The organism is Burkholderia sp. Bp9140, assembly GCF_003853425.1.
In the GTDB taxonomy this organism is placed as follows: Bacteria; Pseudomonadota; Gammaproteobacteria; order Burkholderiales; family Burkholderiaceae; genus Burkholderia.
The window spans coordinates 25,073-47,267 of record NZ_QTPQ01000022.1 but is presented as its reverse complement, the minus strand read 5'-3'; the positions used below and the strand labels follow the sequence as shown (position 1 = coordinate 47,267).

General features: G+C 69.6%; 25 protein-coding genes and 1 pseudogene. 14 read left to right on the top strand and 12 right to left on the bottom strand.

All coding sequences use genetic code 11. The annotated features are described in order from the left end of the window. Positions 1–116: 116 nt before the first annotated feature. Both DIE21_RS19240 and DIE21_RS19235 read left to right on the top strand, forming a co-directional pair. A complete protein-coding gene (locus DIE21_RS19240) occupies positions 117–356 on the top strand; it encodes a FitA-like ribbon-helix-helix domain-containing protein (RefSeq protein ID WP_124499283.1) in 240 nt (79 codons plus the stop codon). Further along, positions 353–772 (top strand): type II toxin-antitoxin system VapC family toxin, encoded by a 420-nt coding sequence (locus DIE21_RS19235; protein ID WP_124499202.1) that lies wholly within the window; start codon positions 353–355, stop codon positions 770–772. Before DIE21_RS19240 ends, DIE21_RS19235 begins: the two co-directional genes overlap by 4 nt. A 137-nt stretch (positions 773–909) precedes the next feature. Here DIE21_RS19235 and DIE21_RS19230 read toward each other — a convergent pair whose 3' ends face one another. Then, a complete protein-coding gene (locus DIE21_RS19230; RefSeq protein ID WP_124499201.1) occupies positions 910–2,205 on the bottom strand; it encodes an aspartate carbamoyltransferase in 1,296 nt (431 codons plus the stop codon). A 204-nt stretch (positions 2,206–2,409) separates the two neighbouring features. Here DIE21_RS19230 and DIE21_RS19225 point away from each other — a divergent pair, with 204 nt between their 5' ends. Next, positions 2,410–2,544, top strand: coding sequence for an entericidin A/B family lipoprotein (locus tag DIE21_RS19225; RefSeq protein WP_009688930.1), 135 nt, complete (start codon positions 2,410–2,412; stop codon positions 2,542–2,544). Positions 2,545–2,645: 101 nt separating this feature from the next. On the opposite strand, the gene DIE21_RS19220 is transcribed toward DIE21_RS19225, so the two are convergent. From DIE21_RS19220 to DIE21_RS19210, 3 genes are all read right to left on the bottom strand, one after another. Then, positions 2,646–3,194: a permease gene (locus DIE21_RS19220; RefSeq protein ID WP_124499200.1), complete on the bottom strand. Its 549-nt coding sequence runs from the start codon at positions 3,192–3,194 to the stop codon at positions 2,646–2,648. A 125-nt stretch (positions 3,195–3,319) separates the two neighbouring features. After that, positions 3,320–4,279 carry a DMT family transporter gene (locus DIE21_RS19215; protein ID WP_124499199.1) on the bottom strand — a complete coding sequence of 320 codons (960 nt, stop codon included), beginning with the start codon at positions 4,277–4,279 and terminating at the stop codon, positions 3,320–3,322. 203 nt (positions 4,280–4,482) lie between these two features. Then, positions 4,483–5,277, bottom strand: a complete 795-nt coding sequence (locus DIE21_RS19210; RefSeq protein WP_124499198.1) for an AraC family transcriptional regulator — start codon at positions 5,275–5,277, stop codon at positions 4,483–4,485. A 170-nt stretch (positions 5,278–5,447) separates the two neighbouring features. Here DIE21_RS19210 and DIE21_RS19205 point away from each other — a divergent pair, with 170 nt between their 5' ends. Further along, positions 5,448–6,281, top strand: coding sequence for a molybdenum cofactor biosynthesis F family protein (locus DIE21_RS19205; RefSeq protein ID WP_124499282.1), 834 nt, complete (start codon positions 5,448–5,450; stop codon positions 6,279–6,281). Beyond that, positions 6,278–7,087, top strand: a complete 810-nt coding sequence (locus tag DIE21_RS19200; RefSeq protein WP_124499197.1) for an SDR family oxidoreductase — start codon at positions 6,278–6,280, stop codon at positions 7,085–7,087. The genes DIE21_RS19205 and DIE21_RS19200 overlap by 4 nt, the downstream gene beginning before the upstream one ends. A 99-nt stretch (positions 7,088–7,186) precedes the next feature. Here DIE21_RS19200 and DIE21_RS19195 read toward each other — a convergent pair whose 3' ends face one another. Next, positions 7,187–7,864 carry a dihydrodipicolinate reductase C-terminal domain-containing protein gene (locus tag DIE21_RS19195; protein ID WP_124499196.1) on the bottom strand — a complete coding sequence of 226 codons (678 nt, stop codon included), beginning with the start codon at positions 7,862–7,864 and terminating at the stop codon, positions 7,187–7,189. A 356-nt stretch (positions 7,865–8,220) separates the two neighbouring features. Here DIE21_RS19195 and DIE21_RS37270 point away from each other — a divergent pair, with 356 nt between their 5' ends. The 3 genes from DIE21_RS37270 (at position 8,221) to DIE21_RS19180 (ending at position 9,535) form a co-directional block, all read left to right on the top strand. Beyond that, positions 8,221–8,448, top strand: a complete 228-nt coding sequence (locus DIE21_RS37270; RefSeq protein ID WP_185642804.1) for a hypothetical protein — start codon at positions 8,221–8,223, stop codon at positions 8,446–8,448. Beyond that, complete coding sequence (locus tag DIE21_RS19185) at positions 8,433–9,146, top strand: SDR family NAD(P)-dependent oxidoreductase (RefSeq protein ID WP_124499195.1); 714 nt, start codon at positions 8,433–8,435, stop codon at positions 9,144–9,146. Before DIE21_RS37270 ends, DIE21_RS19185 begins: the two co-directional genes overlap by 16 nt. 191 nt (positions 9,147–9,337) lie before the next feature. Beyond that, positions 9,338–9,535 (top strand): oxidoreductase-like domain-containing protein, encoded by a 198-nt coding sequence (locus tag DIE21_RS19180; protein ID WP_124499281.1) that lies wholly within the window; start codon positions 9,338–9,340, stop codon positions 9,533–9,535. Positions 9,536–9,610: 75 nt separating this feature from the next. On the opposite strand, the gene DIE21_RS19175 is transcribed toward DIE21_RS19180, so the two are convergent. Continuing rightward, the gene (locus tag DIE21_RS19175; RefSeq protein ID WP_124499194.1) at positions 9,611–11,071 is read right to left on the bottom strand and encodes an MFS transporter; all 1,461 of its coding nucleotides are present in this window, start codon (positions 11,069–11,071) and stop codon (positions 9,611–9,613) included. Positions 11,072–11,231: 160 nt separating this feature from the next. Between DIE21_RS19175 and DIE21_RS19170 the strand changes: the two genes are divergently transcribed. Genes DIE21_RS19170 through DIE21_RS19160 form a run of 3 tightly spaced genes read left to right on the top strand, consistent with a single transcriptional unit; the run spans position 11,232 to position 12,770 of the window. After that, complete coding sequence (locus DIE21_RS19170; RefSeq protein WP_059509127.1) at positions 11,232–12,104, top strand: LysR family transcriptional regulator; 873 nt, start codon at positions 11,232–11,234, stop codon at positions 12,102–12,104. A 7-nt stretch (positions 12,105–12,111) separates the two neighbouring features. Then, entirely contained in the window at positions 12,112–12,423 is a 312-nt protein-coding gene (locus DIE21_RS19165) for a hypothetical protein (RefSeq protein WP_124499193.1), read from the top strand. 26 nt (positions 12,424–12,449) lie between these two features. Further along, positions 12,450–12,770: a hypothetical protein gene (locus tag DIE21_RS19160; protein ID WP_124499192.1), complete on the top strand. Its 321-nt coding sequence runs from the start codon at positions 12,450–12,452 to the stop codon at positions 12,768–12,770. 42 nt (positions 12,771–12,812) lie between these two features. On the opposite strand, the gene DIE21_RS19155 is transcribed toward DIE21_RS19160, so the two are convergent. Continuing rightward, positions 12,813–13,712: a LysR family transcriptional regulator gene (locus tag DIE21_RS19155; RefSeq protein ID WP_124499191.1), complete on the bottom strand. Its 900-nt coding sequence runs from the start codon at positions 13,710–13,712 to the stop codon at positions 12,813–12,815. Positions 13,713–13,811: 99 nt separating this feature from the next. On the opposite strand from DIE21_RS19155, the gene DIE21_RS19150 reads away from it, so the two are divergent. Next, positions 13,812–14,792: an NAD-dependent epimerase/dehydratase family protein gene (locus DIE21_RS19150; RefSeq protein WP_124499190.1), complete on the top strand. Its 981-nt coding sequence runs from the start codon at positions 13,812–13,814 to the stop codon at positions 14,790–14,792. Positions 14,793–14,868: 76 nt separating this feature from the next. Here DIE21_RS19150 and DIE21_RS19145 read toward each other — a convergent pair whose 3' ends face one another. From DIE21_RS19145 to DIE21_RS19125, 5 genes and pseudogenes are all read right to left on the bottom strand, one after another. Further along, on the bottom strand, positions 14,869–15,570 hold the full coding sequence (locus tag DIE21_RS19145; RefSeq protein WP_124499189.1) for a DUF2848 domain-containing protein: 702 nt from the start codon (positions 15,568–15,570) through the stop codon (positions 14,869–14,871). Between the two features lie 48 nt (positions 15,571–15,618). Continuing rightward, a complete protein-coding gene (locus DIE21_RS19140; RefSeq protein WP_124499188.1) occupies positions 15,619–16,938 on the bottom strand; it encodes an MFS transporter in 1,320 nt (439 codons plus the stop codon). Positions 16,939–17,027: 89 nt separating this feature from the next. Next, positions 17,028–17,714 (bottom strand): DUF4286 family protein, encoded by a 687-nt coding sequence (locus DIE21_RS19135; protein WP_124499187.1) that lies wholly within the window; start codon positions 17,712–17,714, stop codon positions 17,028–17,030. Between the two features lie 100 nt (positions 17,715–17,814). Next, a pseudogene (locus DIE21_RS19130) lies at positions 17,815–18,862 on the bottom strand (LysR family transcriptional regulator). 172 nt (positions 18,863–19,034) lie between these two features. Further along, a complete protein-coding gene (locus DIE21_RS19125) occupies positions 19,035–19,826 on the bottom strand; it encodes an SDR family NAD(P)-dependent oxidoreductase (protein ID WP_124499186.1) in 792 nt (263 codons plus the stop codon). Positions 19,827–20,248: 422 nt separating this feature from the next. Between DIE21_RS19125 and DIE21_RS19120 the strand changes: the two genes are divergently transcribed. Further along, positions 20,249–21,124 (top strand): neutral zinc metallopeptidase, encoded by an 876-nt coding sequence (locus DIE21_RS19120; RefSeq protein WP_124499185.1) that lies wholly within the window; start codon positions 20,249–20,251, stop codon positions 21,122–21,124. 327 nt (positions 21,125–21,451) lie between these two features. Further along, a complete protein-coding gene (locus tag DIE21_RS19115) occupies positions 21,452–22,183 on the top strand; it encodes a LuxR C-terminal-related transcriptional regulator (protein ID WP_124499184.1) in 732 nt (243 codons plus the stop codon). Positions 22,184–22,195: the final 12 nt, after the last annotated feature.

Below are 22,195 nucleotides of genomic sequence, written 5' to 3'. Positions count from 1 at the left end.
ATGGCCGAGTATGAAGGCCTTGTCGAGCCGGCTACAGTAGTCGAGTCTTCACTCGTCCAAACTGACAGCAAGGTGATAGGATGCATGCATTGAAAGCAATTGTGGCGGGGTGCATCATGCCTGTGATTACCGTTCGAAATTTGCCCGACGAAGTGCATCGCGCGCTCCGGATCCGTGCGGCGCAACACGGCCGCAGTACCGAAGCCGAGGTGCGCGAGATCCTGGAGCAGGCGGTCCGGCCCGGCGGCCGGCCCAGGCTTGGAACGCTGCTGGCTGAAATCGGGCGGGAGGCGGGAGGATTCGATTTCGAGATGCCTCGTGACCGGGCGTCAACCGATCCGATGAGCTTCGAATGATCCTGGTCGATACCAACGTCATTTCCGAGCCGCTGCGGCGCGAGCCGAGCCAGGCCGTGATCGAATGGCTCGACGCGCAGAACGTCGAGACGCTGTTTCTTGCGGCGATCAGTCTCGCGGAAATGCGCTTCGGCGTGGCCGCTCTGCCGGAAGGGCGACGGCGGGACTGGCTGCACCAAAGCATCGAGCAGCGCGTCGTGCCGCTGTTTCGCGGTCGAATCCTGCCGTTCGACGATGCCGCCACCAAAGCGTACGCGGGGCTTCGCGCGAAGGCCCGCGCTACGGGCAACGCGATGGCGTCTGCCGATGGCTTTATCGCCGCAACCGCCGCGGCAAACGGCTTGATCGTGGCCACACGCGACGTCGCGCCGTTCGAGGCGGCCGGCCTGCGCGTGATCGATCCGTGGGCCCGGTAATACCTGTCGGATTGCCCTGCGTCACCCGCGCCGAAAATGAAAACGCGCCGTGCGAGGCGGCGCGTCGTGCGTGACGTCAGCGTGCGCGGCCCTCGAACAAAAGTGTTCAAGTGCAGCCGCGCGGCACCGGATGCGGGTCAATCAATCCCGTGAAACACCGCATCCTCCGGCCCGAGGTACGCCGGCGGGCGCCACGTCGCGTCGCGCATCGAATGCTGGACGAGGTTCTCGACGCCGAGCAGCACCGCGAAGATTGCCATCCGCACCGGAATGCCGTTGTCGGTCTGCCGGAAGATCGCGAGGCGCGGATCGCGGTTCAGGTCGACCGACAGGTCGTTCGCGCCGGGCCGGCTGTCGCGCGGCAGCGGGTGCATGATCAGCGTGTCGGGCTTGCAGGCGGAATCGACGAGTGCCTGGTTGATCTGGAAATCCGGCGTGTACCCTTCGAACGACTCGTCGGTGAAGCGCTCCTTCTGGATCCGCGTCGCATAGACGACGTCCGCGCCGCGCAGCCCGGCCGCGAGGTCGTTCGTCTGCTCGATCACATGGCCGTTCGTCGCGATCTGGTCGATGATGTACGCCGGCATTTCGAGCGTCGGCGGCGACACGAGCGTGAACTTCAGCCCGCGGTACAGCGCGAGCAGCTTGACGAGCGAGTGCACGGTGCGGCCGTATTTCAGGTCGCCGACGAGCGCGATATGTGCGCCGTCGACGATCTTGCCGAGCCGCGAGAACTCGCGCTGGATCGTATAGAGATCGAGCAGTGCCTGGCTCGGGTGTTCGCCCGGGCCGTCGCCGCCGTTGATCACCGGCAGGTTGGTCGCGCGCGCGAATTCGGCCACCGAGCCTTTCTCGGGGTGGCGGATCACGAGCGCGTCGACATAGCCGGCCATCACGCGGCTCGTGTCGTAGATCGATTCGCCCTTGGCCATCGACGAGAACGTGAAGCCGGTCGTGTCGCACACCGAGCCGCCGAGCCGGCAGAAGGCCGCGCCGAACGACACGCGGGTGCGCGTGCTCGCCTCGAAGAACAGGTTGCCGAGCACGGCGCCTTCGAGCACGCGCGAGATCTTGTGGCGGCGCGCGATCGGCTGCATCACGTCGGCGACGCGGAACAGCGCCTCGACCGAATCCCGCGAGAACTGGTCCACCGAGATCAGCTGCGGCTTGCCTTCGAACAGGAATTGCTTCGCGAGCCCCTGTTTGTCTACGCTTTGCGTATAGTCCCCGCCGTCCGGTGCCGCGCGTTCGACGATTTCCGACACGAACCGCTCGACGATCTCGGGCATGCCGCGCGATTCCTGCGAGTCGTCCGGCAATAGCCAGGTGTCCAGCGCGCGGCGGCTCACGCCGATGCGGTTCGCGAACGTTTCGCGGGTCATGTTCAGGCGGCGCATCGCGTCGCGCAGGAAGGCTTGCTGGGGAACGGTCATCGGCGGCACCCTGGTGGAAAATATACGCGGTGCGTATATTAGTTCGCGTGCTGACGAAGTCAAGGAAAATCTGTTCGACCGGCTGTGTGGCGCGCGGCGGTCGTCTCCGTATAATCAGGTCAGGCCCCGTGTCCTGCGCGCCGCAGGGCGCCCCGCCTCATCCGATTCGCCCGGTCGGGCTTGTTGATTCGAAGGAGAGTGAGAATGACGCGTACGATTGCTGCAATGCTGCTGGTGGTGACCGCCGCGCTCGCCGGTTGCAATACCGTTGCCGGCATGGGGCAGGACATTTCGAAGGGTGGCCAGGCAATCAGCGATACGGCTGAGAAGGCCAAGTAAGAAGCTGCCGGATTCCGGAATGCAGAAGGCGCCGGCCTGCCCCGCGATTGCGGGGCGGCCCGGCGCCTTTTTTCGTGGTCGCGGTGAACGTGGAGGCGGCGTCAGGCGCTTTCCACGAATGCGTAACGGCCTTCGACCTTGCGCGGCGTGAACCAGCCGAAGTCGGGGAACAGCCGGTTGCGGACGAACCACACGTAGCCCACCAGGATGACCGTCACCCCGAGGCTCGGCAGTGCCGACGACGGATCGTGGCCGAGATCGGCGATGGTCTTCGGCAGTTGCAGCAGCGACAGGATGATGAACGCGTGATACGCGCCGACGCGATGGGTCGCGAAGCCCCAGATGAACAGCAGCGACAGCGGCACCGTCAGTGCGAGGAACAGCAGCGAGGCGCCTCTGCTGAGTCCGTCCGCCAGGAGGAGATAGGCGAGCCAGACGCTGATCGCCAGTTGCGCGATGCCGAGCCCGATCAGGATCCGGGTGTGCACCTTGTTCTTTCTGCACAGCTCGGGGTCGGGGTGCGACGCGATCAGGCGCGCGAGCACGCGATCCTTGAGGCCCTGCCCGGCCAGCTCGGCCAGCACGTCGGCTTTCCTCGCGCCCGCGGACAGCAGCGCCGCGATTCTTGTCTTGGCTTCCTTCTTGTTCATGGCGATGCGGTTTATTGTTCGGTGGTGGTCAAATGGCCCGGCCACGCGAATATTGCATCTTGCGCGACGATACGCAACGGTTTTGCCGCGCGTGGACACATTCCTGCAGTCGTCGCTCGCGCGGATCAATCGGCAGCGGCCGACGTGGATGCCGCCGGCCGCGTCGGCAGCCTCGACTGCGCGTCTGCTTCGCGTGCCGGCGGTTCACGTCGCCGTGTCGCGCCCACCCCCATCCCCGCGACGACGAGCGCGATGCCGAGCAGCCGCGTGCCGCCCAGCGTCTCGCCGAACAGCGCGACGGCGAACAGCACGGCCGTGACTGGCGCGACCGCCGTGAACAGCGCGGCTTCGGTGCCGCTCGTGCGTGCCGAGCCCGCATACCAGCACAGGTAGCCGAGCACGGTCGGCACCAGTGCGTAGTACGCGATCGCCGACACCGCGCCGACGGTCCAGCCGGTCGTCAGTGCGTGCCATTCGAACGCGGCCGGCACCAGCGCGAGCATGAAGCCAAGGCCCGACATCGCCGTCGACAGCACGAGCGGCGGCAGCGGCGCCGACAGCCGCCGGTTGAGCAGGATGAACACGGCCTCGCATGCGACGGCTGCCAGCACCAGCGCGTCGCCGGCGAGCGTCCGCAGCGACGGCATCGCCTGGCCGGGTGCGAACGTGACGAACAGCACGCCGGCGGTGGCAAGCGCGGCCGCGCTCCAGTCACGCGGCGTCTGCGGCTCGCGCAGCACGACCGCCGCGATCAGCGTCGACATCGCCGGCAGCGTGCCGAGCATCACACCGGCGTCGACCGGCGACGACAGCGCCGTGCCGCTGATCAGCAGCACCGTATAGCCGACCCCGCCCGCCGCGGCCTGGACGACCAACAGCACGGCGTCGCGCGCGGAGATCCGCGGCCATCGCATCCGCTGCGCACGCATCAGCGCGTACAGCAACGGGGTGGCGATCAGGAAGCGCAGCGCGGTGGCCGCGAACGGCGGCAGGCCGTCGGCCGCGAGGCGGCTCGCGATGACGGTGCTGCCGACGCCCGCCATCGCGGCGGCGAGATAGAGATAGCCGATCAGTCGTGTCTTCATGCGCCGCATCATCGCGTGCCGCGGCGTGGGCGTCTTGAACGAAATTGCAGCGGTGAAGGCGAGTGGAACGGGCGCGTGGCAGGGTGCGCGTCCGATATTTTCCGGATGGCTGCAAGCGCCGCCGGCAAGAGCCGCCGATACCGAACGGCAACGATCGGCGTCGTCGAGCCCGCGGCCGCTGCGCGGTGGCCGGGAAGCCCGCGTCAGCCGGCCTGCGTGAATCGTCCCGGCGTGATGCCGAACTGGCGTGCGAACGCGCGCGTGAGGTGGCTCTGGTCGGCAAAACCGGCTTCGGCCGCGGCATCCGCGATCGGCCGGCCGCTCGCGAGCAGTGCACGCGCCAGTCGAGTGCGCGACTGCAGCAGATACGCGTGCGGCGTGATGCCGAGTTCGCGCGCGAACCCGCGCAGCAACTGGAAGCGGCTCACGCCGCTCAGGCCGGCGAGTTCGGCCAGCGAAACGGGTGTGGCGGGTGCTGCATCGAGCCGCTCGCGGGCCACGCGGATCGCCGGTGCGACGCCCGCGGCCGGCAGCGCGCGGTTCGAATGCCGCGCAAGCAGTGCGGCGACCAGCGTCACGAGCGCTTCGTCGCGCGCGAGCGGCAGCGTGTCTCCTGCGACGATCCGTGCATGCAACCGGCCGAAGGCGGCGGCGAGCCGCGCGTCGCGCACGGCCGGATGCGCGAGTTCGACACCATCGAGGCCTTCTTCCGCCGCGACGCACGCGACCAGCGCGGGCGCGAGGTACAGCATCCGCCAGCGCCGGCCCGTGCCTGCATCGAGCGGCATGCCGTCGTGCATCTCGCCCGGATTGACCATGATCGCGTCGCCGGCCAGCGCGTCGACCTGCCCGCGGCCGCTCCACGACCGGTGTGCGCCGCTGACGATCACGCCGATCCCGAATTCGTCGTGCGCATGCCGCGGAAACGTGCGATCGGACTCGAGGCTGATCGCCTCGATCCCTTCATCGGTCCGTCGGTAATGGGTGACACGGTGCATGAGCGCTCCTCGCGCCGGCAGCGGCGCGGATCACGTGCACTTTAGCGCGTTCCGGCGCCGCGCGCCCTTCATCCTTTTGGCCGATACCGCGCGGCGCACGCAGCCCGCACCATGTGCGCATGAGCAGCGTACACGGCCCGCCGGGCCTGAAGCTGCGCGGGAGACGGCAGGTGGAACGACAGGATCCGGTATTCATCCAGGTAGGCGCGCTCGCGGACGGCTTCGCGCCGGACGCGCACATCCTCGCGCCCGTGAACGCGCTCGTCGGGCAGTCACTGGCCCTCGGCGATGCAGCGGGCGCGTGGCGCGTCTATACGTTCGAGGCGGACGCGCTGCAATGGCGCGACGCGGCGGCCGACACGGGCGGCCGTGCGCCGTGCCGTGTCACGCGGCTGCGCGACGACCTGTACTTCGTCGACTACATCGACCCGGTGGCGCGCGCGACGTCGGTCAGCCTCGTGATCGACGTCGGCAACGGCGTGTGGACGTCGGTGGTCGGCACGCTGCCGACCGAAGCCGATACGCATGTCGACGCGTTCACACGCGTCGCGCGCGGGTTGCCGCTGACGGGCGTCGACGCGACGTTCCGGCACGGCACGCTCGGCGGTCATGCGCAGCCGGGCCCGCTGCACGGGCTCACGCGCGAACTGATCGGCAAGCGGACGATGTATCGCTACAGCCCGACCGAATGCTACGAGCACATCTACCTGAACGCGCACTTCTACGCGTGGCAATGCCTGCAGGGCGTCGAAGGCGGGCTGGCGGACGTGGACCGCTGCCATTACTTCAGGATTGCAGAGCAACTGTATCTGTTCGTGTGGCGCGAGAAGGTGGTGCCGACGCTCGGCGTCGTGCTGATCGACCTCGCGCAACGCAAGACGGACGGCAAGATCTTCGGTTATCAGGGCGGCGATTTCGGCACGCTGTCGAACTTCCCGATCGGCGCGCATGCGCAGGTGCTGAACGAAACCGTTCATCCGCTCGCCGGCGAGGCGCAGCGATGAACGCCGTGCTCGGCAGCGGCCGCCTGCGTGCGGATTTCAGCGGACGGGTCGTGCTGGTCACGGGCGCCGCGCAGGGGATCGGCGCGGCGATCGCGCGCCGTTTCGCGCAATCCGGTGCGTTCGTCGCGCTCGCCGATCTCAACGGCGATGCGGCTGACGCGCAGGCGGACGCGCTCGCCAGCGCGGGCGGCGAGGCGCGCGCGTATCGTGTCGACGCCGCGAGCCGCGACGAACTCGGCGCGCTCGTCGCGGCGGTCGAGCGAGACAGCGGCCGGCTCGACGTCGTCGTTCACAACGCCGCGTACTTCCCGCTGACCCCGTTTGCGCGGATCGACGAGCCGACGCTCGGGCGCACGTTGTCGGTCAACCTGTCGGCGCTGTTCTGGCTTGCCCAGGCTGCGTTGCCGGCATTCGAGCGAGCGGGGGCCGGGCGGCTGCTCGTCACGTCGTCGGTGACCGGGCCGCGCGTCGTCTATCCGGGGCTCGCGCACTACGCGGCGTCGAAGGCCGGCGTGAACGGCTTCATTCGTGCGGCGGCGCTCGAACTCGCACGCCGCAACGTGACGGTCAACGGCGTCGAGCCGGGGATGATCCGCACGCCGGCAGCCGGCAATCTCGGCGATGCGTCGGTCGCCGCACGGATCGCGCGCGATATCCCGCTCGCGCGGATGGGCGAGCCGGAGGACATCGCGAACGCGATGCTGTTTCTCGCGTCGGCTGATGCGGCGTATATCACCGGGCAGACGATCGTCGTCGACGGCGGTGCGACGTTGCCGGAGAGCGGGGCCGTGCCGGGCGACGGGTAACGCGAGCGTCGCCGATGGCGCGATTGCGACCGTCGGGCGTGCCGGACGGCGCGTCGGCGGCCGGCACGCGCACCGTCGCGTCTACAGCACCTACAGCACCTACAGCCAGCCGTTGTGGATGAACTCGACGATCGAGTACCGGCGAGGTTCGAGTTCGTGCTGCCGGACGGCCTCGACGATCCGCGACACGCCGTCCGCGTAAGGCGACGCGCCGTACACGCGGGATTCGAACTGCAGGCTGCAGGCGCCATCCTCGATGCGGATCCGGTGGAACGCATGGCGGCCGAGCTGATCGTCGGGAATCTGCAGGGCGTCGCGCTGCTCGCCGGGGTCGCGCACGGAGCGGATGTCGTGCGCCGGCACGCCGAGCGACTGGCCGATGCCGACCGCGGTGCCGGGCACGGACGTCTTGCTGGCCTGGTGCGACTCCGTCACGCTGATCTGGCAGTCGCGAAACAGATGGCCGCTGGTTTCCAGCATGCTCATGAACTTGAGCATCAGGATGTTCGTATTCGGACAGAGCACGACGGGGAAGTCGTGCGATCCGGTCTCGACGTCGGAGCCGGTGGACAACTCGACGAGCGGCGAACCCGTTGCGCGGCAGAATTCGATCACGGCGGGCAGCTCGCGGCCGGATCCGGCGTGCACGACGATCGAACGGGCGTCGATGCGTGCATGGTCCGACCAGGCCATCACGCGACAGGTTGCCGGGTCGAGCCGGTGCGAGCCGAGCAGTTCGGTTGCCAGCTTGCCGGTGCCAACGACGAGTACTTGCATGGGATAGACGGGTTGAGTTCGGGTTTCGTGACGAAAACGGCGCAGGCCGATCGAGGGCGCGGCGGCGAGCGCGATGCACCGCGCGGCGTGCCGTGTCGCGCATTATGCCGGGCCGCCCGCCAGTGCGCGCAGTCGTGCCCCACAGGCGCGGCACCGGCGTATCAGCTCGCCGACGTGGTCGGCACCCACGCATGCGTCGTGTTCTTCGCCGCGAACTGTTTCGCGATCGGGTGCGCGAGACGGTCCGTATCCGATGCCACCGTGTCGTGCTTCGCTTCCGAGGCGCGTGCAGGCCGGCGCCGACCGTCGCCGTCACGACGTGTCCCGCCACCGCGCCCACCCCCGCGGTGTCCACCATGCCGGGCAAATGGCCGCTGTTCGCGCTGGCGCGGCTCGTGTTCATCGGCCAGGTGTTCTGCTACTGCCGGTATCACCACGCGTCACCGCGCGCACGGAAGCGTGAACGGCGCTACGCTGTCGAAACGCCGGCCGGACCTACCCGCGTCGCGGCCGGCATCGACCCTGAACCACACATCAACCACCCCCCTCGACCCAGGAGAGCACATCGATGGAACACGACCTGAAAGGCAAGGCAGTCGCGATCACCGGCGGATTCGGCCATCTCGGCGCCGCCACGGCTGCCTGGCTCGGCCAGCGCGGTGCCCGCGTCGCGCTGATCGGCCGCGGCGCGGCGCCGGACGCGCAGGCGTTGCCCGGCGTGCCGGCCGATGCGCTGCGCATCGGCGGCATCGACCTTGTCGATCCGCAGGCGGCCGTGCGTGCGCTTGACACCGTGCATCGCGAATTCGGCCGGGTCGACGCGCTGCTGAACATCGCGGGCGCGTTCGCGTGGCAGACGATCGCCGACGGCGATGCGGCCACGTGGGACCGCATGTACGAACTGAACGTGAAGACGGCGCTGAACGCGTCGAAGGCCGCGCTGCCGTACCTGGTGGCGAGCCCGGCCGGCCGCATCGTCAACATCGGCGCGGGTGCGGCGTTCAAGGCCGGCGCGGGCATGGGCGCGTATGCGGCCGCGAAGGCGGGCGTCGCGCGGCTTACCGAGGCGCTGGCGGCGGAACTGCTCGATCGCGGCGTGACCGTGAACGCGTTGCTGCCGAGCATCATCGACACGCCGCCGAACCGCGCGGACATGCCCGATGCGGATTTCTCGCGCTGGGTCCGGCCCGAACAGCTCGCGGCGACGATCGGGTTCCTGCTGTCGGCCGACGCGCAGGCGATCACCGGCGCGTCGATTCCGGTGAGCGGCCGCGTGGCGTAGGGGGCAGGCTATCGCACGCGAGTACGACGTCAGGGCATGCGAAATCGCGCGCGCGGAATGTCCGCGATCGCCGCGATTTCGCTCAGCCGATCGGGGCGGCAGATGCGGATGCACGGCTCCGTGAACGCGCGTGCCTGCGGGGCGCCGATCATCACCGTATACTGTTCGTTCGACATCGTGTGACTGAAGACGTGACCAAGCCTGCCTCTGCGGATACGCCTGACGATGATCCGCGTCCGACCCCGCCCGAACAACCCGAACTGGAAGACTGCTGCAACAGCGGCTGCTCGCCGTGCGTTTTCGACCTGTACGACGAGGCGCTGGCGCGTTATCGCGTCGAACTGGCCGAATGGGAAGCGCGGCACGCGCAACTCAAGCATCACTCGTGAGCCCGATGCCGGCGAGCGGTCGCGCATGCGCCGTTTCCATGTCGCTGCCGGCGATGGGTCCCGAACACGGCGCCGTCACGCGCCGGCCCGCGCCCGCCGATGCATCGGCCCCAGCGCGGCCGACAACGCGACGCACACGAGCAGCACGATCGTCAGCGCCCACATCGCCGTCCTGAACCCCTGCACGTAGTCGAGCGCACCCGGCTGCGCGCCGAGCCGTGCGAAGAACAGCCCGCCGAGCGTCGCCGCGCCGACGGCCGCGCCGATCTGCAGCATCGCGGTGACCATGCCGGACGCGACCCCGGCGCGCGCCGCGTCGACTTCCGCCAGCACGATCCGCACGACCGACGGCAGCACGAGCCCTTGCCCGATGCCGATCGCCGCGATCCCCGCATGGAAACCCGGGCCCGGCGCGTGCTCCCCGGCCAGTGCGGCGGCGGTCGCGACGCCGGCGGCGAGCATCGCGAAGCCGAGCGTGAGCACGCGATAGCCGCCGAACTGCTCGACGAGGCGCGGCATCAGCAGCGGGCTCGCGAGGAAGCCGATGCCGAGCGGCAGGATCGCGAGCCCCGACGCGAGCGGCGACCAGTTCAGGCAGCCCTGCAGATAGATCCCGTAGCTCAGGAAGAACGCGCTCAGCATGTAGAACAGGAACGCGAGCGTGAGCCCGAGCGCGACGACCGGGTTGTGCAGCAGGCGCACGTCGAGCAGCGGATCGCGGCCGCCGGCGAGCCGGCGCGCTTCGACCGCCAGCAGCGCGCCGAGCATCGGCAGCGCGCCGACGACGCACGCGACCATCCACAGCGGCCAGCCCGCCTCCCGCCCGTGCGTGAGCGGATAGATGAGCATCAGCAGGAACAGCGACAGCAGCACCATGCCGGGCACGTCGATGCGCTGGCCGCGCGGCGGCCGGCTTTCCGGGATGAAGCGCCAGCTGCCGAGCAGCGCGAGGATGCCGATCGGCACATTGACCAGGAAGATCGCACGCCAGCCGAGCCCGAACGGATGCAGGCTGATCAGTGCGCCGCCGCCGAGCTGACCGATCACGGCCGCGAGGCCGAACACGAAACCGTAGAAGCCCATCACGCGCACCTGCTCCTGCGGGCTGAACACGCTGCGGATTGTCGCGAGCACCTGCGGCGCAAGGATCGCGGCGAACAGGCCCTGCAGCACGCGGCCGCCGACCAGCACCGCGCCGCTGCCGGCGAGCCCGCACAGCGCCGAGGCGACGACGAAGCCGGCCATCCCGATCATGAACATCCGCTTGCGGCCGTACAGGTCGCCCAGGCGCCCGCCGGTGATCTGCACGACCGCGTTCGCGCACGCGTAGGCCGACACGACGAGCTGCAGTTCGGCCGGATGCGCACCGATGCCGTCGCGGATGGCCGGCAGCGCGAGATTCACGATGAAGTAGTCGAGCGGCGGCAGAATGGCGCCGACCAGCAGGACCACGAGCGCCCAGCCGTGATGGCTGCGCGGCGGTGCCGCGGCGGCCGCGCCGGCCGGCGCGCAAGGGACGAGGGTGTTGTCGGTCATGAACGGAGGTCCGGAAGAATGAGGGCCGCAACGCATGCTGAATCCGGTCGAAACGGGTTCAGGCGGGCCGTTAAACCGATATTCTGCGGATCGTCGATGAATCGGAAAAGCGGGAATTGGTGGTAGCATCAATCGGGTTACTCGATGGATGGAGGGGGCGATGCGCGGTTTCGACCTGGATCAATTACGCACGTTCGCGGCGGTGGCGGATGCGGGCAGCCTTACGGCGGCCGCGCCGCTGCTGCATCTGTCACAGTCGACGGTCAGCGAGCAGGTGCGCAAGCTCGAATCGCGCGCCGGCGTGCCGCTGTTCGTGCGCAGCAAGCGCGGCGTCGAGCCGACGCCGGCCGGCGCGCGCCTGCTGCAGCACGCGCGGCGCATCGTCGCGCTGAACGAGGCCGCGTTCGACGAAGTGCGCGGACAGGCGATCAAGGGCGAGTTGCGCGTCGCGATCACCGACTACTACCGGACGCATGAAGTCGCGGGCCTGCTCGCGCGGCTGCGGGAGTGCTACCCGCAACTGAGCCTGCACGTGAGCGCGATGAAGAGCGCGGAGATCGAAGCCGCCCACGCGCGCGGGCAGATCGATCTCGGTGTGGTGATGAACCTGTCGAGCGGCCCGTTCCGGCCGGCGTCGGCCGATACGCGCTGGGTGCTGCGGCGCGAGCCGCTGTCGTGGGTCGCGTCGCCCGCGCTCGCCGAGCAACTGCCCGAGCCGTTGCCGCTCGTGCTGCTGCCGGACGACTGCATGATGCATCAGATCGCGGTGCGCTCGCTGGACGAGCAGCACGCGCCGTACGTGCTCGTGCACAGCGCGTCGGGTGTCGCGGGGCTGCAGTCGATGCTCGCGGCGGGGCTCGGCGTCGGCTGCCTGTGCGCGTCGGCGATCGGCGAGGGCCTCGTGCGGCTCGGCGCGAAATACCGGCTGCCGGCGCTGCCCGACGCGGTGTTCTCGCTGACGCCGCCGATGCCGGGCGAACGCGAGACGGTCACGCAGGCGCGCGAGGTGCTGTCGCGGCAGTTGCTGATGTGAAGCGAGCGTGCGCGTCGGCGCGCAGACACGTATTCGACGGGAGTCGGTACCGATGAAGATATCGAGAGATTTCGGGATTGTCGTTCGACGAGCGGCGCTGATCGAGAAAGCGGTCGACCTGTCTGCGGTCATGCGCGAATTCAATTTCGCTGACTGCTTCGACGCGTCGGACCGGCTGGTGTCGCTCGGCCCGTTCTTCGGCGGCGATGCCGCGGATGCGTGCATGAGGTCGCTCGAACGGCTCGGGCTGGTCTACTTCGACGATTTCTTCATCGTTGAGGAAACGTATCCCGGTTGGTGCGAGATGGAAGCTTTCTGAACGTTGCGTAGCAGGGGGCGATACGCATGAACGACGAACTGAAAAGCCAGATGGCCGCGCGGCTGCAGCACGCGCTGGAGCGGGTGGTCGACGAGCGCTCGCTGATTCATTTCCTGCGCGTGCTGGGCCATGACTGGCACAAGGAGCGCCAGCTCGAGGCCGACGTGCCGCCGTCGCCTTACGCGGCCGCCGCGCTCGGCTGGGAAAACCGCTCGATCGGCGAGTACCTGGAGGCGATGGTCGACTGGGCCGAGGCGTCCGAAGAAGGGCTGCGCTGCTACGACCTGCCCGACAATCCGTGGCGGCGCATGGCGGACATCCTGTTCGCCGGCAAGATCCACGAATAGCGCGCGCCGCGGCGATGCGCCTGCGCGGCGGGTTCGAACGGCCTAGTCAGCCGTCCCTTCGGCATAGGCGCGCAGCCCGTTCGCCAGCGCATCGAACACGGCCCGGCAACGCGGGCTCGTCCGCAGGTCCTCGTGCATGACCACCCAGGTTTCCAGTTTCATCGCGGGCCCGTCCGGCAGCACGCGCACGAGCCGCGCATCGCGTTTCGCGAGCCCGTTCTGGCAGAAGCCGATCCCGTAGCCGGCGCGGATCATCGCGAGTTGCGCGAGATTGCTGTCGGTGCGCAGTGCGAACGCATCGCGCGTCCACAACGGCATCCCGCGCCCGGCCGAGCGGATGAACGGCGTGACCGTATCGAAACCGATCAGCGCGTGATGCGCGAGTTCGCCGGTCGTCGACGGTGTGCCGTTGCGCGCCAGGTAGTCGTCGCGCGCATGCAGCCCGACGTCGATGTCGCCGACGCGCCGTGCGACGAGCGCGTCCTGCGCGGGCGGCGCCATCCGCACCGCGATGTCCGCCTCGCGGTTCAGCACGTCCTGGATGCGGTCGGTCGGCACCAGTTCGATCACGAGCCCCGGATGGTCGCGCCGCAACTGCGCGAGCATCGGCGGCAGCACTTCGACCGCGATCACGTCGCTGGCCGAGATCCGCACGGTGCCGCGCACGCCCGCGCCGTGGCTCGCGGCCGCCCGCTCGAACGCGGCCGCCGCGCTGCGCAGCGCCTCCGCATGGCCGCGCAGCGCGAGGGCCGCGTCGGTCGGCAGCAGCCCCGACGGCGAGCGCGTGAACAGCGTCTGGCCGAACGCGGCCTCGAGCGCCGCGACGTGGCGGCCGGCCGTCGGCTGCGTGATGCCGAGCGCGCGCGCCGCGCCCGACAGCGAGCCTTCCGTCAGCACGGCGAGGAAGGTGCGGTAGCGTTCCCAGTTCAGATCGATGGCCATGCATAAATGTATAACTGATCCATTGTGTTCAGCAATTCCTTGTCAGGTGGCCGAGCGCCAGAATGCGTGCTGACGACGGTTCATTCACGGAGAGCGGCAATGACGGTGAACGCAGGCGGGACGCAACGACAGGCACTCGTGCTCGGCGCGAGCGGAGGCATCGGCGGCGAGGTCGCGCGTCAGTTGCGCGATGCCGGCTGGCAGGTGCGCGCGCTCAAGCGCGGGCTCGACGCCGAGACGGTGGAGCGCGACGGGATCGCGTGGATGCGCGGCGACGCGCTCGACCGCGAGGCGGTGGTCCGCGCGGCGCGCGGCTGCAGCGTGATCGTGCATGCGGTGAACCCGCCCGGCTACCGGAACTGGAGCGGGCAGGTGCTGCCGATGATCGACAACACGATCGCGGCGGCGACCGTCGCGCAGGCGACCGTCGTGCTGCCGGGGACGGTCTACAACTACGGTCCCGACGCGTTTCCGGTGTTGCGCGAGGAGGCGCCCCAGCATCCGGTGACGCGCAAGGGCGCGATTCGCGTCGAGCTGGAGCGGCGGTTGCAGGCGGCGACCGCGCAGGGCGTTCGCACGATCATCGTGCGGGCCGGCGATTTCTTCGGCGCGCACGCGGGCAACAACTGGTTCGGGCAGGGACTCGTCAAGGCCGGGCGACCCGTCGCGGCCATCAGCGTGCCGGGCCGGCCGGGCGTCGGCCATCAATGGGCGTACCTGCCGGATGTCGCGCGCACGATGGTCGAACTGCTCGAGCGGCGCGACACGCTGGCGCCGTTCGCGCGCTTCCATCTCGGCGGTCACTGGGACGCGGACGGCACGCAGATGGCCCAGGCCGTGCGCCGCGTCGCGCAGCGGCACGGGATGCGGCCGACGGTGCGGCGTTTCCCGTGGTGGCTCGTGTGGGTCGCCGCGCCGTTCGTCACGACGATGCGCGAGATGATCGAGATGCGTTATCTGTGGCGCGAGCCGCTGCGGATGGACAACGCACGGGTGACGGCGGTGCTGGGCCGTGAGCCGGTGACGCCGCTCGATACGGCGGTGGAAGCGGCGCTGGCGGGGCTGGGGTGCTTGCGGTGACGGTGGTCGACGAGGGCGGGTGGCGGATCAGCATGCTGTTCAAGCCATTTATTGCCTGCGCACCCGCCACCCTCCGTCACGCCACAACCGGCAACACCTCGACCGCATAGCGATGCCGCAGGCTGCGCCCGAGCACCGGATCGTGCAGTTCCATCTCGAACGCGTCGCCGTCGCCCATCGCCGCGATCGCGCTGTGCACGGTGACGGTGCCGCCGAACATCGCGCAGCGCGCGGGCATCGTGCGCCGCTCGTCGAAGCGCTGCCACAGCGCATCCGGCGCGAGCAGTCCGCTGACCGCGCCATGCTGATACGCGACGCGTTCGCCGCCGGGCCTGACCAGCCACGAACGCATCTCGATCGCGTCCCAGTGACCGGCGACGTCCGCATGGCGCCATGCGTCGCGGCCGAGCGGCTTCGCGCATACCTGTTTCGACACCGCGACGCCGTAGGCCTCGACCTTCCGATCCGTATGATCGGAACCGACCGTCACCAGCGTGCCGGCCGGACTGTCGATCAGCACGCATTCGATCTCGCCGCCCGAGCGCGCGCCGAGCACACCGATCGACGGCGCCTGCGTGAGCAGCGCGGACGCCACGCGATAGAAACACGGCGTGGTCGACGGCGGCGCGACGCCGAGCGCCGCGAGTTCGTCGATGTGCGCGCGGATCGCAGCCGGATCGCGGCCGGCCCAGCCGGCGATCACGACGCGTTCGATCTCGACGTCGACCTGGGCCGGCGCGCCTTGCACGGACATCACGTTGAACGACAGGGCTTGCATGCGGGTATCCGTTTGAAGTGCGAATGAATGAGGTGATCGACGGGGCGCTCAGTCGGCGAGCGGCCGGTGCGCGGTCTCGCGCGCGGCCAGCAGCGCGATCGACGTCACGACGAGCGACGCGGTGACGTACAGCGACACGGCGGTCGTCGTCCCGGTCTGGCGGAACAGCGTGGCGATCACGAGCGGCGCGAAGCCGCCGCCGACGATGCCCGCAAGCGTGTAGGCCAGCGACGAGCCCGCATAACGCACGCGCGTCGGGAACTGTTCGGTGACGAATGCGCCTTGCGGGCCGTACATCACCGCATGGATCACGAGGCCGATCGCGACGGCCGCGACGATCGCACCGGGCCGCGCCGTGTCGAGCATCGTGAAGAAAACGAACGCCCACACGACGCCGGCGAGCGCGCCGGCGAGGTACACCGGACGGCGTCCGAAGCGGTCCGACAGCGCACCGAAGAACGGCACCGCGAGCGCGTTGCAGGCCGTGCCGGCCATCACCGCCGTCAGCGCGACGGGGCGCGACAGGTGCAGCACGGTCGTCACGTAGGTCAGCGTGAACACGACGATCAGCGCGTACAGCACGTCGGAGCCGATGCGCGAACCGCCGGCGATCAGCAGGCGCCGCCAGTGGTACTTCAGCACGTCGGCGACGGGCACGTCGGCGGTTGCGTCCGATTCGGCGAGCTGCTCGAACTGCGGCGTTTCGTCGACGCCGCGCCGCAGCCAGAAACCGAACACGACAAGCAGCGCGCTGGCCGCGAACGGCACGCGCCAGCCCCACGACAGGAAGGTGTCGGACGTGGCGGACAGCGTCACGAGCGCGATGCAACCGGTACCGAGCAGCGTGCCGAACGATGGGCCGATCTGCGTCCACGACGCGGACAGTCCGCGCCGCTTCTGGTCGCCATGCTCGACCGACAGCAGCACCGCGCCGGCCCATTCGCCGCCGAGCGCGACGCCTTGCACGAAGCGCAGCGCGACGAGCAGGATCGGGCTCAGGATGCCGGCCTGCGCATAGGTCGGCAGCGCGCCCATCAGCGCGGTCGTGACGCCCATCAGCACGAGCGTGAGCATCAGCACCGCGCGGCGGCCGATGCGGTCGCCGAGGTTGCCGAACACGAAGCCGCCGAGCGGGCGCGACACGTAGCCGACCGCATAGGTCGAGAACGCGAGGATCGTGCCGGCCAGCGGATCGACCGACGGAAAGAACAGATGGTTGAAGACGAGCGCGGCGAGCGTGTTGTAGATCGTGAAGTCGTACCACTCGAGCGACGTGCCGATCATGCTCGCGGTCGCGAGTCGGCTGTTGCGGACACGGCGAGGCGCGTGGGCGGCGGGCTGGGCGAGCGTGCTCATGGTGTCGGGCATGTCGTGAAGGATGACGGGATGATGCGCAGGGGCTGACGCGCCGGCCGCGTGCGCAGGACGTGCGGTGGGGCCGGTGGCGGCGTCCGGGTTCAGGCAAACAGCGCGGCGGCGGCCGGCTTCGCGTCGGCATCGCGGTGCGCAACCGGCAGCGGCGCGGCGGCACGCCACAGCAGGTCGAAGGTGCGCAGGTCGTCGTGACCGGCGATGGCGGCGGCGACGCGGCGCGTGGTCGCGGCGTCGCTGCCTTCGATCAGGACGAGCGCGTCGGCGGCCGGACGCGCGGCCGCATCGGCGCCGACCGGCGCGGACAGCTCCGGCGCGGTGCGGAACAGCCGCGCCGCATGGATGCCGGGTTCGCGCAGCGCCGTGTCGAAGCGCTCGCGCAGGTGCGGCACGTCGATGTGTTCGGGCGGCAGCACGAACAGCGCGAGATGCATGCCTTCGCCGTCGCCGGCCTCGATCGTCAGGGCGCCGACCCGCCGCTGCGTGCCCGTCATGCGTTCGAAGTTCGCGAGCGACCAGGCGGTCTGCTGCGTGAACGCGCGCCGGTACGCGTCGCTGCGGAACACGTCGAGCGTGTCCGTTACGTACAGCGCGAGATACTTGCGCGGGCCGCCGTCGGTCGCGCGAAACCGCCGCGCATGCGTGAAGCCGGGCAGCGCGACACGCTCCTGCATGTGCTCGCGGTCGTACCACGCGTTGAAGTCGGCTTCGTGCGCGGGGTCGATATCCGTCCAGACGCAGAGCTGGCCGTGCGGAAGGGAAAGGCGGGTCATTGCGGGTTCCTTGTGACGGGGGTGTGTCAGGAACCGCAGTGTCCCGAAGCCGGGCCGCGCCCGTCCAACAAGAAAACAAATTCGCGGTGAACAGGTTTTCTTATGAGCGGCGCGGACGGCGTTTCGCCGGGGCGGCGGGCGGCGCGGATTCGGGGGGGGCGTTTTGCCGCCGCGGTTCGGCTTTTTGTCGCCGGCCGGGCAGGGGTCTTGTCGACGGAAGCGGAAGCGGCATCGGCCTTTGCCGATGCGACCGGTTTTGCATGACTCGCGGCGGCCGGCATCGCGCGCGCGACTTCGCTCGCCAGTTCCGCGATGCGCGCGGCGACCGGCAGGCCCTGCGTGCGGTACGACGCGACGAGTGGCAGCGCGGGGAATTCGGGTTCGACGTCGAGCAGTTCGAGCGCGCCTTCCTGCAGTTCGCGCCCGATGATCGCGGGCGGCAGCGCGGCCACGCCGAAGCCGTCGGCGACGAGCCGGATCATCGCGGCGACCGACGTGATGCAGTTGATGCTGGCCGGCCGCTCGACGGCCGCGAACAGCCGCTCGATCGTCGCGTGCGGCCCCGAGTGGCGCGAGAAGCTGATGATCGGGTACGCGGCAAGCCGCGCGACGCCGAGCCGTTCGCCGCCGAGCCCGAGACGCGGGCTCGCCGCCCAGCGCACCGGGAATTCGCACAGCGGCAGGTTCGTGAAGTCGGGGCCCGGCACCGGATCGGTCTGCAGGATCAGGTCGACGCCGTCGGTGCTCAGCAGGCGGATCAGGTGCAGCGTCGTGTCGCTCGTGATCTCGACGTCGAGGCGCGGATAGCGCTCGCGCAATTGCGCCATCAGCGCCGGAAACCAGCTGTGCACGATCGACTCGATCACGCCGATCCGGATCAGGCCCGCGTCGCTCGCCGCGTCGATGTCGCGCCGCATCTCGCCGTCGAGCCGCACGATCCGCTCCGCGTACGCGAGCATGCGCCGGCCCGCGGGCGTGAGCGTGGCCGAGCGCGTGTTGCGGTCGAACAGCCGCACGTCGAACGCTTCTTCCAGCGACGCGATGCGGCTCGACACGGCGGCCTGCGTCGTGTGCAGTTTCTCGGCCGTGAGCCGGAAGTTCTCCAGCTTCGCGAGCCAGACGAAGGTTTCAAGAAACCGGATGTTCATCGCATTCCGAACGGTGAGGCGGTGCCGCGCGGGGCGGCGGGACCGGTCGATGTTAGCGGATTTCAGGGGCGAGAAACGAGCGGGTGTAGGCGACGGAGTAGCGGACGACGCGCGCGGCACGTCGCGCGGCCGCCCTCGAGGACGCATCGCGCGGCCGTGCCGCCCCCACGCGTCAAAGCTTGTCGAACGCGAGCGTCGGCACGTCGACGGCCATCGCGCCGCCGTCGGCGACGAGCGTCGCGCCGGTCACGAACGACGCGTCGGGCGATGCCAGGAATGTGCACACGGCCGCGATCTCGTCCGGATCGGCCGCGCGCCGCAGCGGCACGTCGGCGCTCACGCGCGCATACGCACCGTCGAGCGTGTCGCCGTACGCGTTCATCAACGGCTCCATTTCCGCATCGGCCATCGGCGTGCGGACCCAGCCCGGGCACACCGCGTTCGCGCGCACGCCGTGCGGCCCGTAGTCGCGTGCAAGCGAACGCGCGAGCCCGAGCAGCGCATGCTTGCCGACCGTATAGCCGCACACGCCCGGCCCGGCCGCGAGCGCGGCGATCGACGCAACCAGCACGATGCTGCCGCGCTGCGCGATCAGGTCGGGCAGGCACGCGCGTGCGCTGACGAACGCGGTGCCGAGATTCGCATGCATCGCGTCGCGCCACTGCGCGTCGTCGGTTTCGTCCACGCGGCCGAGACCGTGGCCGCCGGCACATGCGACGAGTGCGTCGACGGCGCCGAACCGTTCGGCGATCTCCGGCAGGAAGCGGGCCCAGTCGGCCGTGCTCGCGGCGTCGCCGGCGAGTGCGAGGCCGCCTGTCTCGGCGGCGAGCGCGTCGAGCGGTGCCCGACGCCGCCCGATCAGCACGACGCGGTCGCCGCGGGCGGCGAAGCGCCGCGCGCATGCGGCGCCGATGCCGGTGCCTGCGCCGGTGATCGCGATCGTACGGGGTTGCGGGTGCGTCATGTCGTGCTCCGGAAAGGTGTCGTTTCCGGTCACTTTAGGCGGCGCCGACGCACGCCGGTATCCGCCGAAAGGATGAATGTGAACCAGCCGGACGATCGAGGATCGCACGCGGCACCTGGCCGATCGCAAAATCGCGGCCATTTTGCAAAGGCTGACGATGTTCGGCGCCGAATCGCTCTATCCTCCGTATTTTTGCGACAAGTCGTGAAAGCCCGGCAAAATAGCGCGGGCGAGCCCGCGCACCGGTGCGCGGCGTGCCGGCCGGTTCCGTCGTGCAAGCGGAGCGGCAGGCGGCCATATCGGCGTGAGCGCGCGCCCGATACGAATGCATCGCGTTCGCCGATCGCGCCTGTCGCGGCGGCGGATCGCCCGGCTGCGCGTCGCGCGGCCGGACCATCGACAAGAGCAGGGAGGGGCCGGCAATGAGGCTGGACGACGAAAGAGAAAGCGTGAACGTCGAGGATCGACGCGGCGGCGGGTTCGGCGGCGGGCGCGCGACGATCGGCATCGGCACGATCGTGGTCGCGCTGGCCGCATCGTATTTCTTCGGGATCGACCCGCGCGTCGTGCTCGAAGGCGCGTCGGCGCTGCAGGGCCGGCAGCAGCAGGCGCAGCCCGCGCCCGCGCAGCGCCAGGGCGCGCCGGCGAACGATCCCGGCGCGGTGTTCACGCGCAAGGTGCTCGGCAATATCGAGCGCACGTGGACGGGCGTCTTCAACACCCAGCTGCATGCGCAGTACGAGCCGCCGAAGCTCGTGATGTTCACGAACTCGACGCCGACCGCGTGCGGCACCGGCCAGACCGCGATGGGGCCGTTCTACTGTCCGGGCGACCGCAACGTGTATATCGATCTCGGCTTCTACGACGAACTGCGCAAGCGCTTCGGCGCGGGCGGCGATTTCGCGCAGGCGTACGTGATCGCGCACGAAGTCGGCCATCACGTGCAGAGCCTGCTCGGTATTGCCGACAAGGTCGATGCCGCACGCCGCCGTTCGAGCCAGGCACGCTCGAACGCGCTGTCGGTGCGGATGGAACTGCAGGCCGACTGCTTCGCCGGCGTGTGGGCGAACAACGCGCAGCGCGCGAACCAGCGGCTGATGGAGCCCGGTGATTTCGAGCAGGGGCTGAAGGCGGCCGCCGCGATCGGCGACGATCGGCTGCAGCAGCAAGGCCAGGGCTACGTCGTGCCGGAAAGCTTCACGCACGGCACCAGCGAGCAGCGCGTGTACTGGCTGCGGCGCGGGATGGAGTCGGGCGAACTGAGCGTCTGCGACACGTTCGCCGCGAACGCGCACTGATGCTGACTGACAGGGCGGGGTGTGCACGCTGCGACGCCTCCGTTTCGCGGCCGCACACACGGCCGCGCCGGAAACTTCGCTGATCGTTCCGATCGCGCTTGATCGGTGCGTGCGATGTTTCGCGCCACCGTCGACGTCCATTTTCGATCGCACGGCTCGCGGCGCATGATTTCCTGACGCAGATCCTGTTGTCGCGACACGGCCGGCGCGCCCGCGATCCGTCACCCACCGACGATTTGCCGATTCGTGCTCACCGGCCCGTTTCGGCGCCGGTAGGCTGGCCCGAACTTCGATCTTCGATACGTTCGGCCGCCGGCCGCTCCCATCATGCCGACCTCATGCGTTCCCGCCGACCACGAAGCCGCCGACTGGCAGCGCGCGCTGCGTGCGTGCGTGGATGCGTTCGACGCGTTCGCGAGCCCGTCCGCGATCGTGTTCTACCGGCTCGACCTGAGCGGCGAGCCGGCCGATTTCGAGCTGTTCGGGATGCCGGAGCCGATGCATCGCATCTACATCGCGCGCTACCGGATGCTCGATCCGCTGCATCCGTCGCGCTGCGCCGCGGGCGAACGCGCGGTCGTCACGCTCGCTTCCCAATTGCCTGACGAACGACGCGATGCGTCAGCGTACTGGACCCGTTTCCTGCGGCGGCACGATGTCGCCGATGTCGTCGAGATCTGGCTGCGCGACGACGCGGGCCGCACGGTCGGCGCGTTTTCGCTGCTGCGCTTCGGGAAGGGCGACACGGACGGCAACAACGCGGCGGGACGGTTCGCTTCGGGCGAGATCGATGCGCTGGCACGGCTGCAGCCGGTCGCCGAGGCCGCGCTGGCCCCGCTGCTGCGCGCGCGGCGCGGGATCCACCGGATCGGCTGCGAGGCGCGGCTGACCTACCGCGAGGAACAGATCGCGCGCCTCGTGCGCGACGGCCGCTCGAACAAGGAGATCGCCCGCGATCTCGCGCTCGGGCAGCCGACCATCAAGACGCATCTGATGCGCATGTACCGGAAGCTCGGCGTGTCGAATCGCACCGAGCTGGTCGGCGCGTTGTTCCTGTAATTTTTCCCGCGC

Bases quoted from the DNA above. Each gene is read 5' to 3' on its own strand.
- DIE21_RS19150 (WP_124499190.1), top strand. From the start codon at position 13,812: ATGACGGTGAACGCAGGCGGGACGCAACGACAGGCACTCGTGCTCGGC.
- DIE21_RS37270 (WP_185642804.1), top strand. From the start codon at position 8,221: ATGCCGGGCAAATGGCCGCTGTTCGCGCTGGCGCGGCTCGTGTTCATC.
- DIE21_RS19200 (WP_124499197.1), top strand. From the start codon at position 6,278: ATGAACGCCGTGCTCGGCAGCGGCCGCCTGCGTGCGGATTTCAGCGGA.
- DIE21_RS19145 (WP_124499189.1), bottom strand. From the start codon at position 15,570: ATGCAAGCCCTGTCGTTCAACGTGATGTCCGTGCAAGGCGCGCCGGCC.
- DIE21_RS19120 (WP_124499185.1), top strand. From the start codon at position 20,249: ATGAGGCTGGACGACGAAAGAGAAAGCGTGAACGTCGAGGATCGACGC.
- DIE21_RS19225 (WP_009688930.1), top strand. From the start codon at position 2,410: ATGACGCGTACGATTGCTGCAATGCTGCTGGTGGTGACCGCCGCGCTC.
- DIE21_RS19195 (WP_124499196.1), bottom strand. From the start codon at position 7,864: ATGCAAGTACTCGTCGTTGGCACCGGCAAGCTGGCAACCGAACTGCTC.
- DIE21_RS19115 (WP_124499184.1), top strand. From the start codon at position 21,452: ATGCCGACCTCATGCGTTCCCGCCGACCACGAAGCCGCCGACTGGCAG.
- DIE21_RS19185 (WP_124499195.1), top strand. From the start codon at position 8,433: ATGGAACACGACCTGAAAGGCAAGGCAGTCGCGATCACCGGCGGATTC.
- DIE21_RS19240 (WP_124499283.1), top strand. From the start codon at position 117: ATGCCTGTGATTACCGTTCGAAATTTGCCCGACGAAGTGCATCGCGCG.
- DIE21_RS19210 (WP_124499198.1), bottom strand. From the start codon at position 5,277: ATGCACCGTGTCACCCATTACCGACGGACCGATGAAGGGATCGAGGCG.
- DIE21_RS19175 (WP_124499194.1), bottom strand. From the start codon at position 11,071: ATGACCGACAACACCCTCGTCCCTTGCGCGCCGGCCGGCGCGGCCGCC.
- DIE21_RS19140 (WP_124499188.1), bottom strand. From the start codon at position 16,938: ATGCCCGACACCATGAGCACGCTCGCCCAGCCCGCCGCCCACGCGCCT.
- DIE21_RS19170 (WP_059509127.1), top strand. From the start codon at position 11,232: ATGCGCGGTTTCGACCTGGATCAATTACGCACGTTCGCGGCGGTGGCG.
- DIE21_RS19235 (WP_124499202.1), top strand. From the start codon at position 353: ATGATCCTGGTCGATACCAACGTCATTTCCGAGCCGCTGCGGCGCGAG.
- DIE21_RS19155 (WP_124499191.1), bottom strand. From the start codon at position 13,712: ATGGCCATCGATCTGAACTGGGAACGCTACCGCACCTTCCTCGCCGTG.
- DIE21_RS19160 (WP_124499192.1), top strand. From the start codon at position 12,450: ATGAACGACGAACTGAAAAGCCAGATGGCCGCGCGGCTGCAGCACGCG.
- DIE21_RS19230 (WP_124499201.1), bottom strand. From the start codon at position 2,205: ATGACCGTTCCCCAGCAAGCCTTCCTGCGCGACGCGATGCGCCGCCTG.
- DIE21_RS19220 (WP_124499200.1), bottom strand. From the start codon at position 3,194: ATGAACAAGAAGGAAGCCAAGACAAGAATCGCGGCGCTGCTGTCCGCG.
- DIE21_RS19215 (WP_124499199.1), bottom strand. From the start codon at position 4,279: ATGAAGACACGACTGATCGGCTATCTCTATCTCGCCGCCGCGATGGCG.
- DIE21_RS19125 (WP_124499186.1), bottom strand. From the start codon at position 19,826: ATGACGCACCCGCAACCCCGTACGATCGCGATCACCGGCGCAGGCACC.
- DIE21_RS19135 (WP_124499187.1), bottom strand. From the start codon at position 17,714: ATGACCCGCCTTTCCCTTCCGCACGGCCAGCTCTGCGTCTGGACGGAT.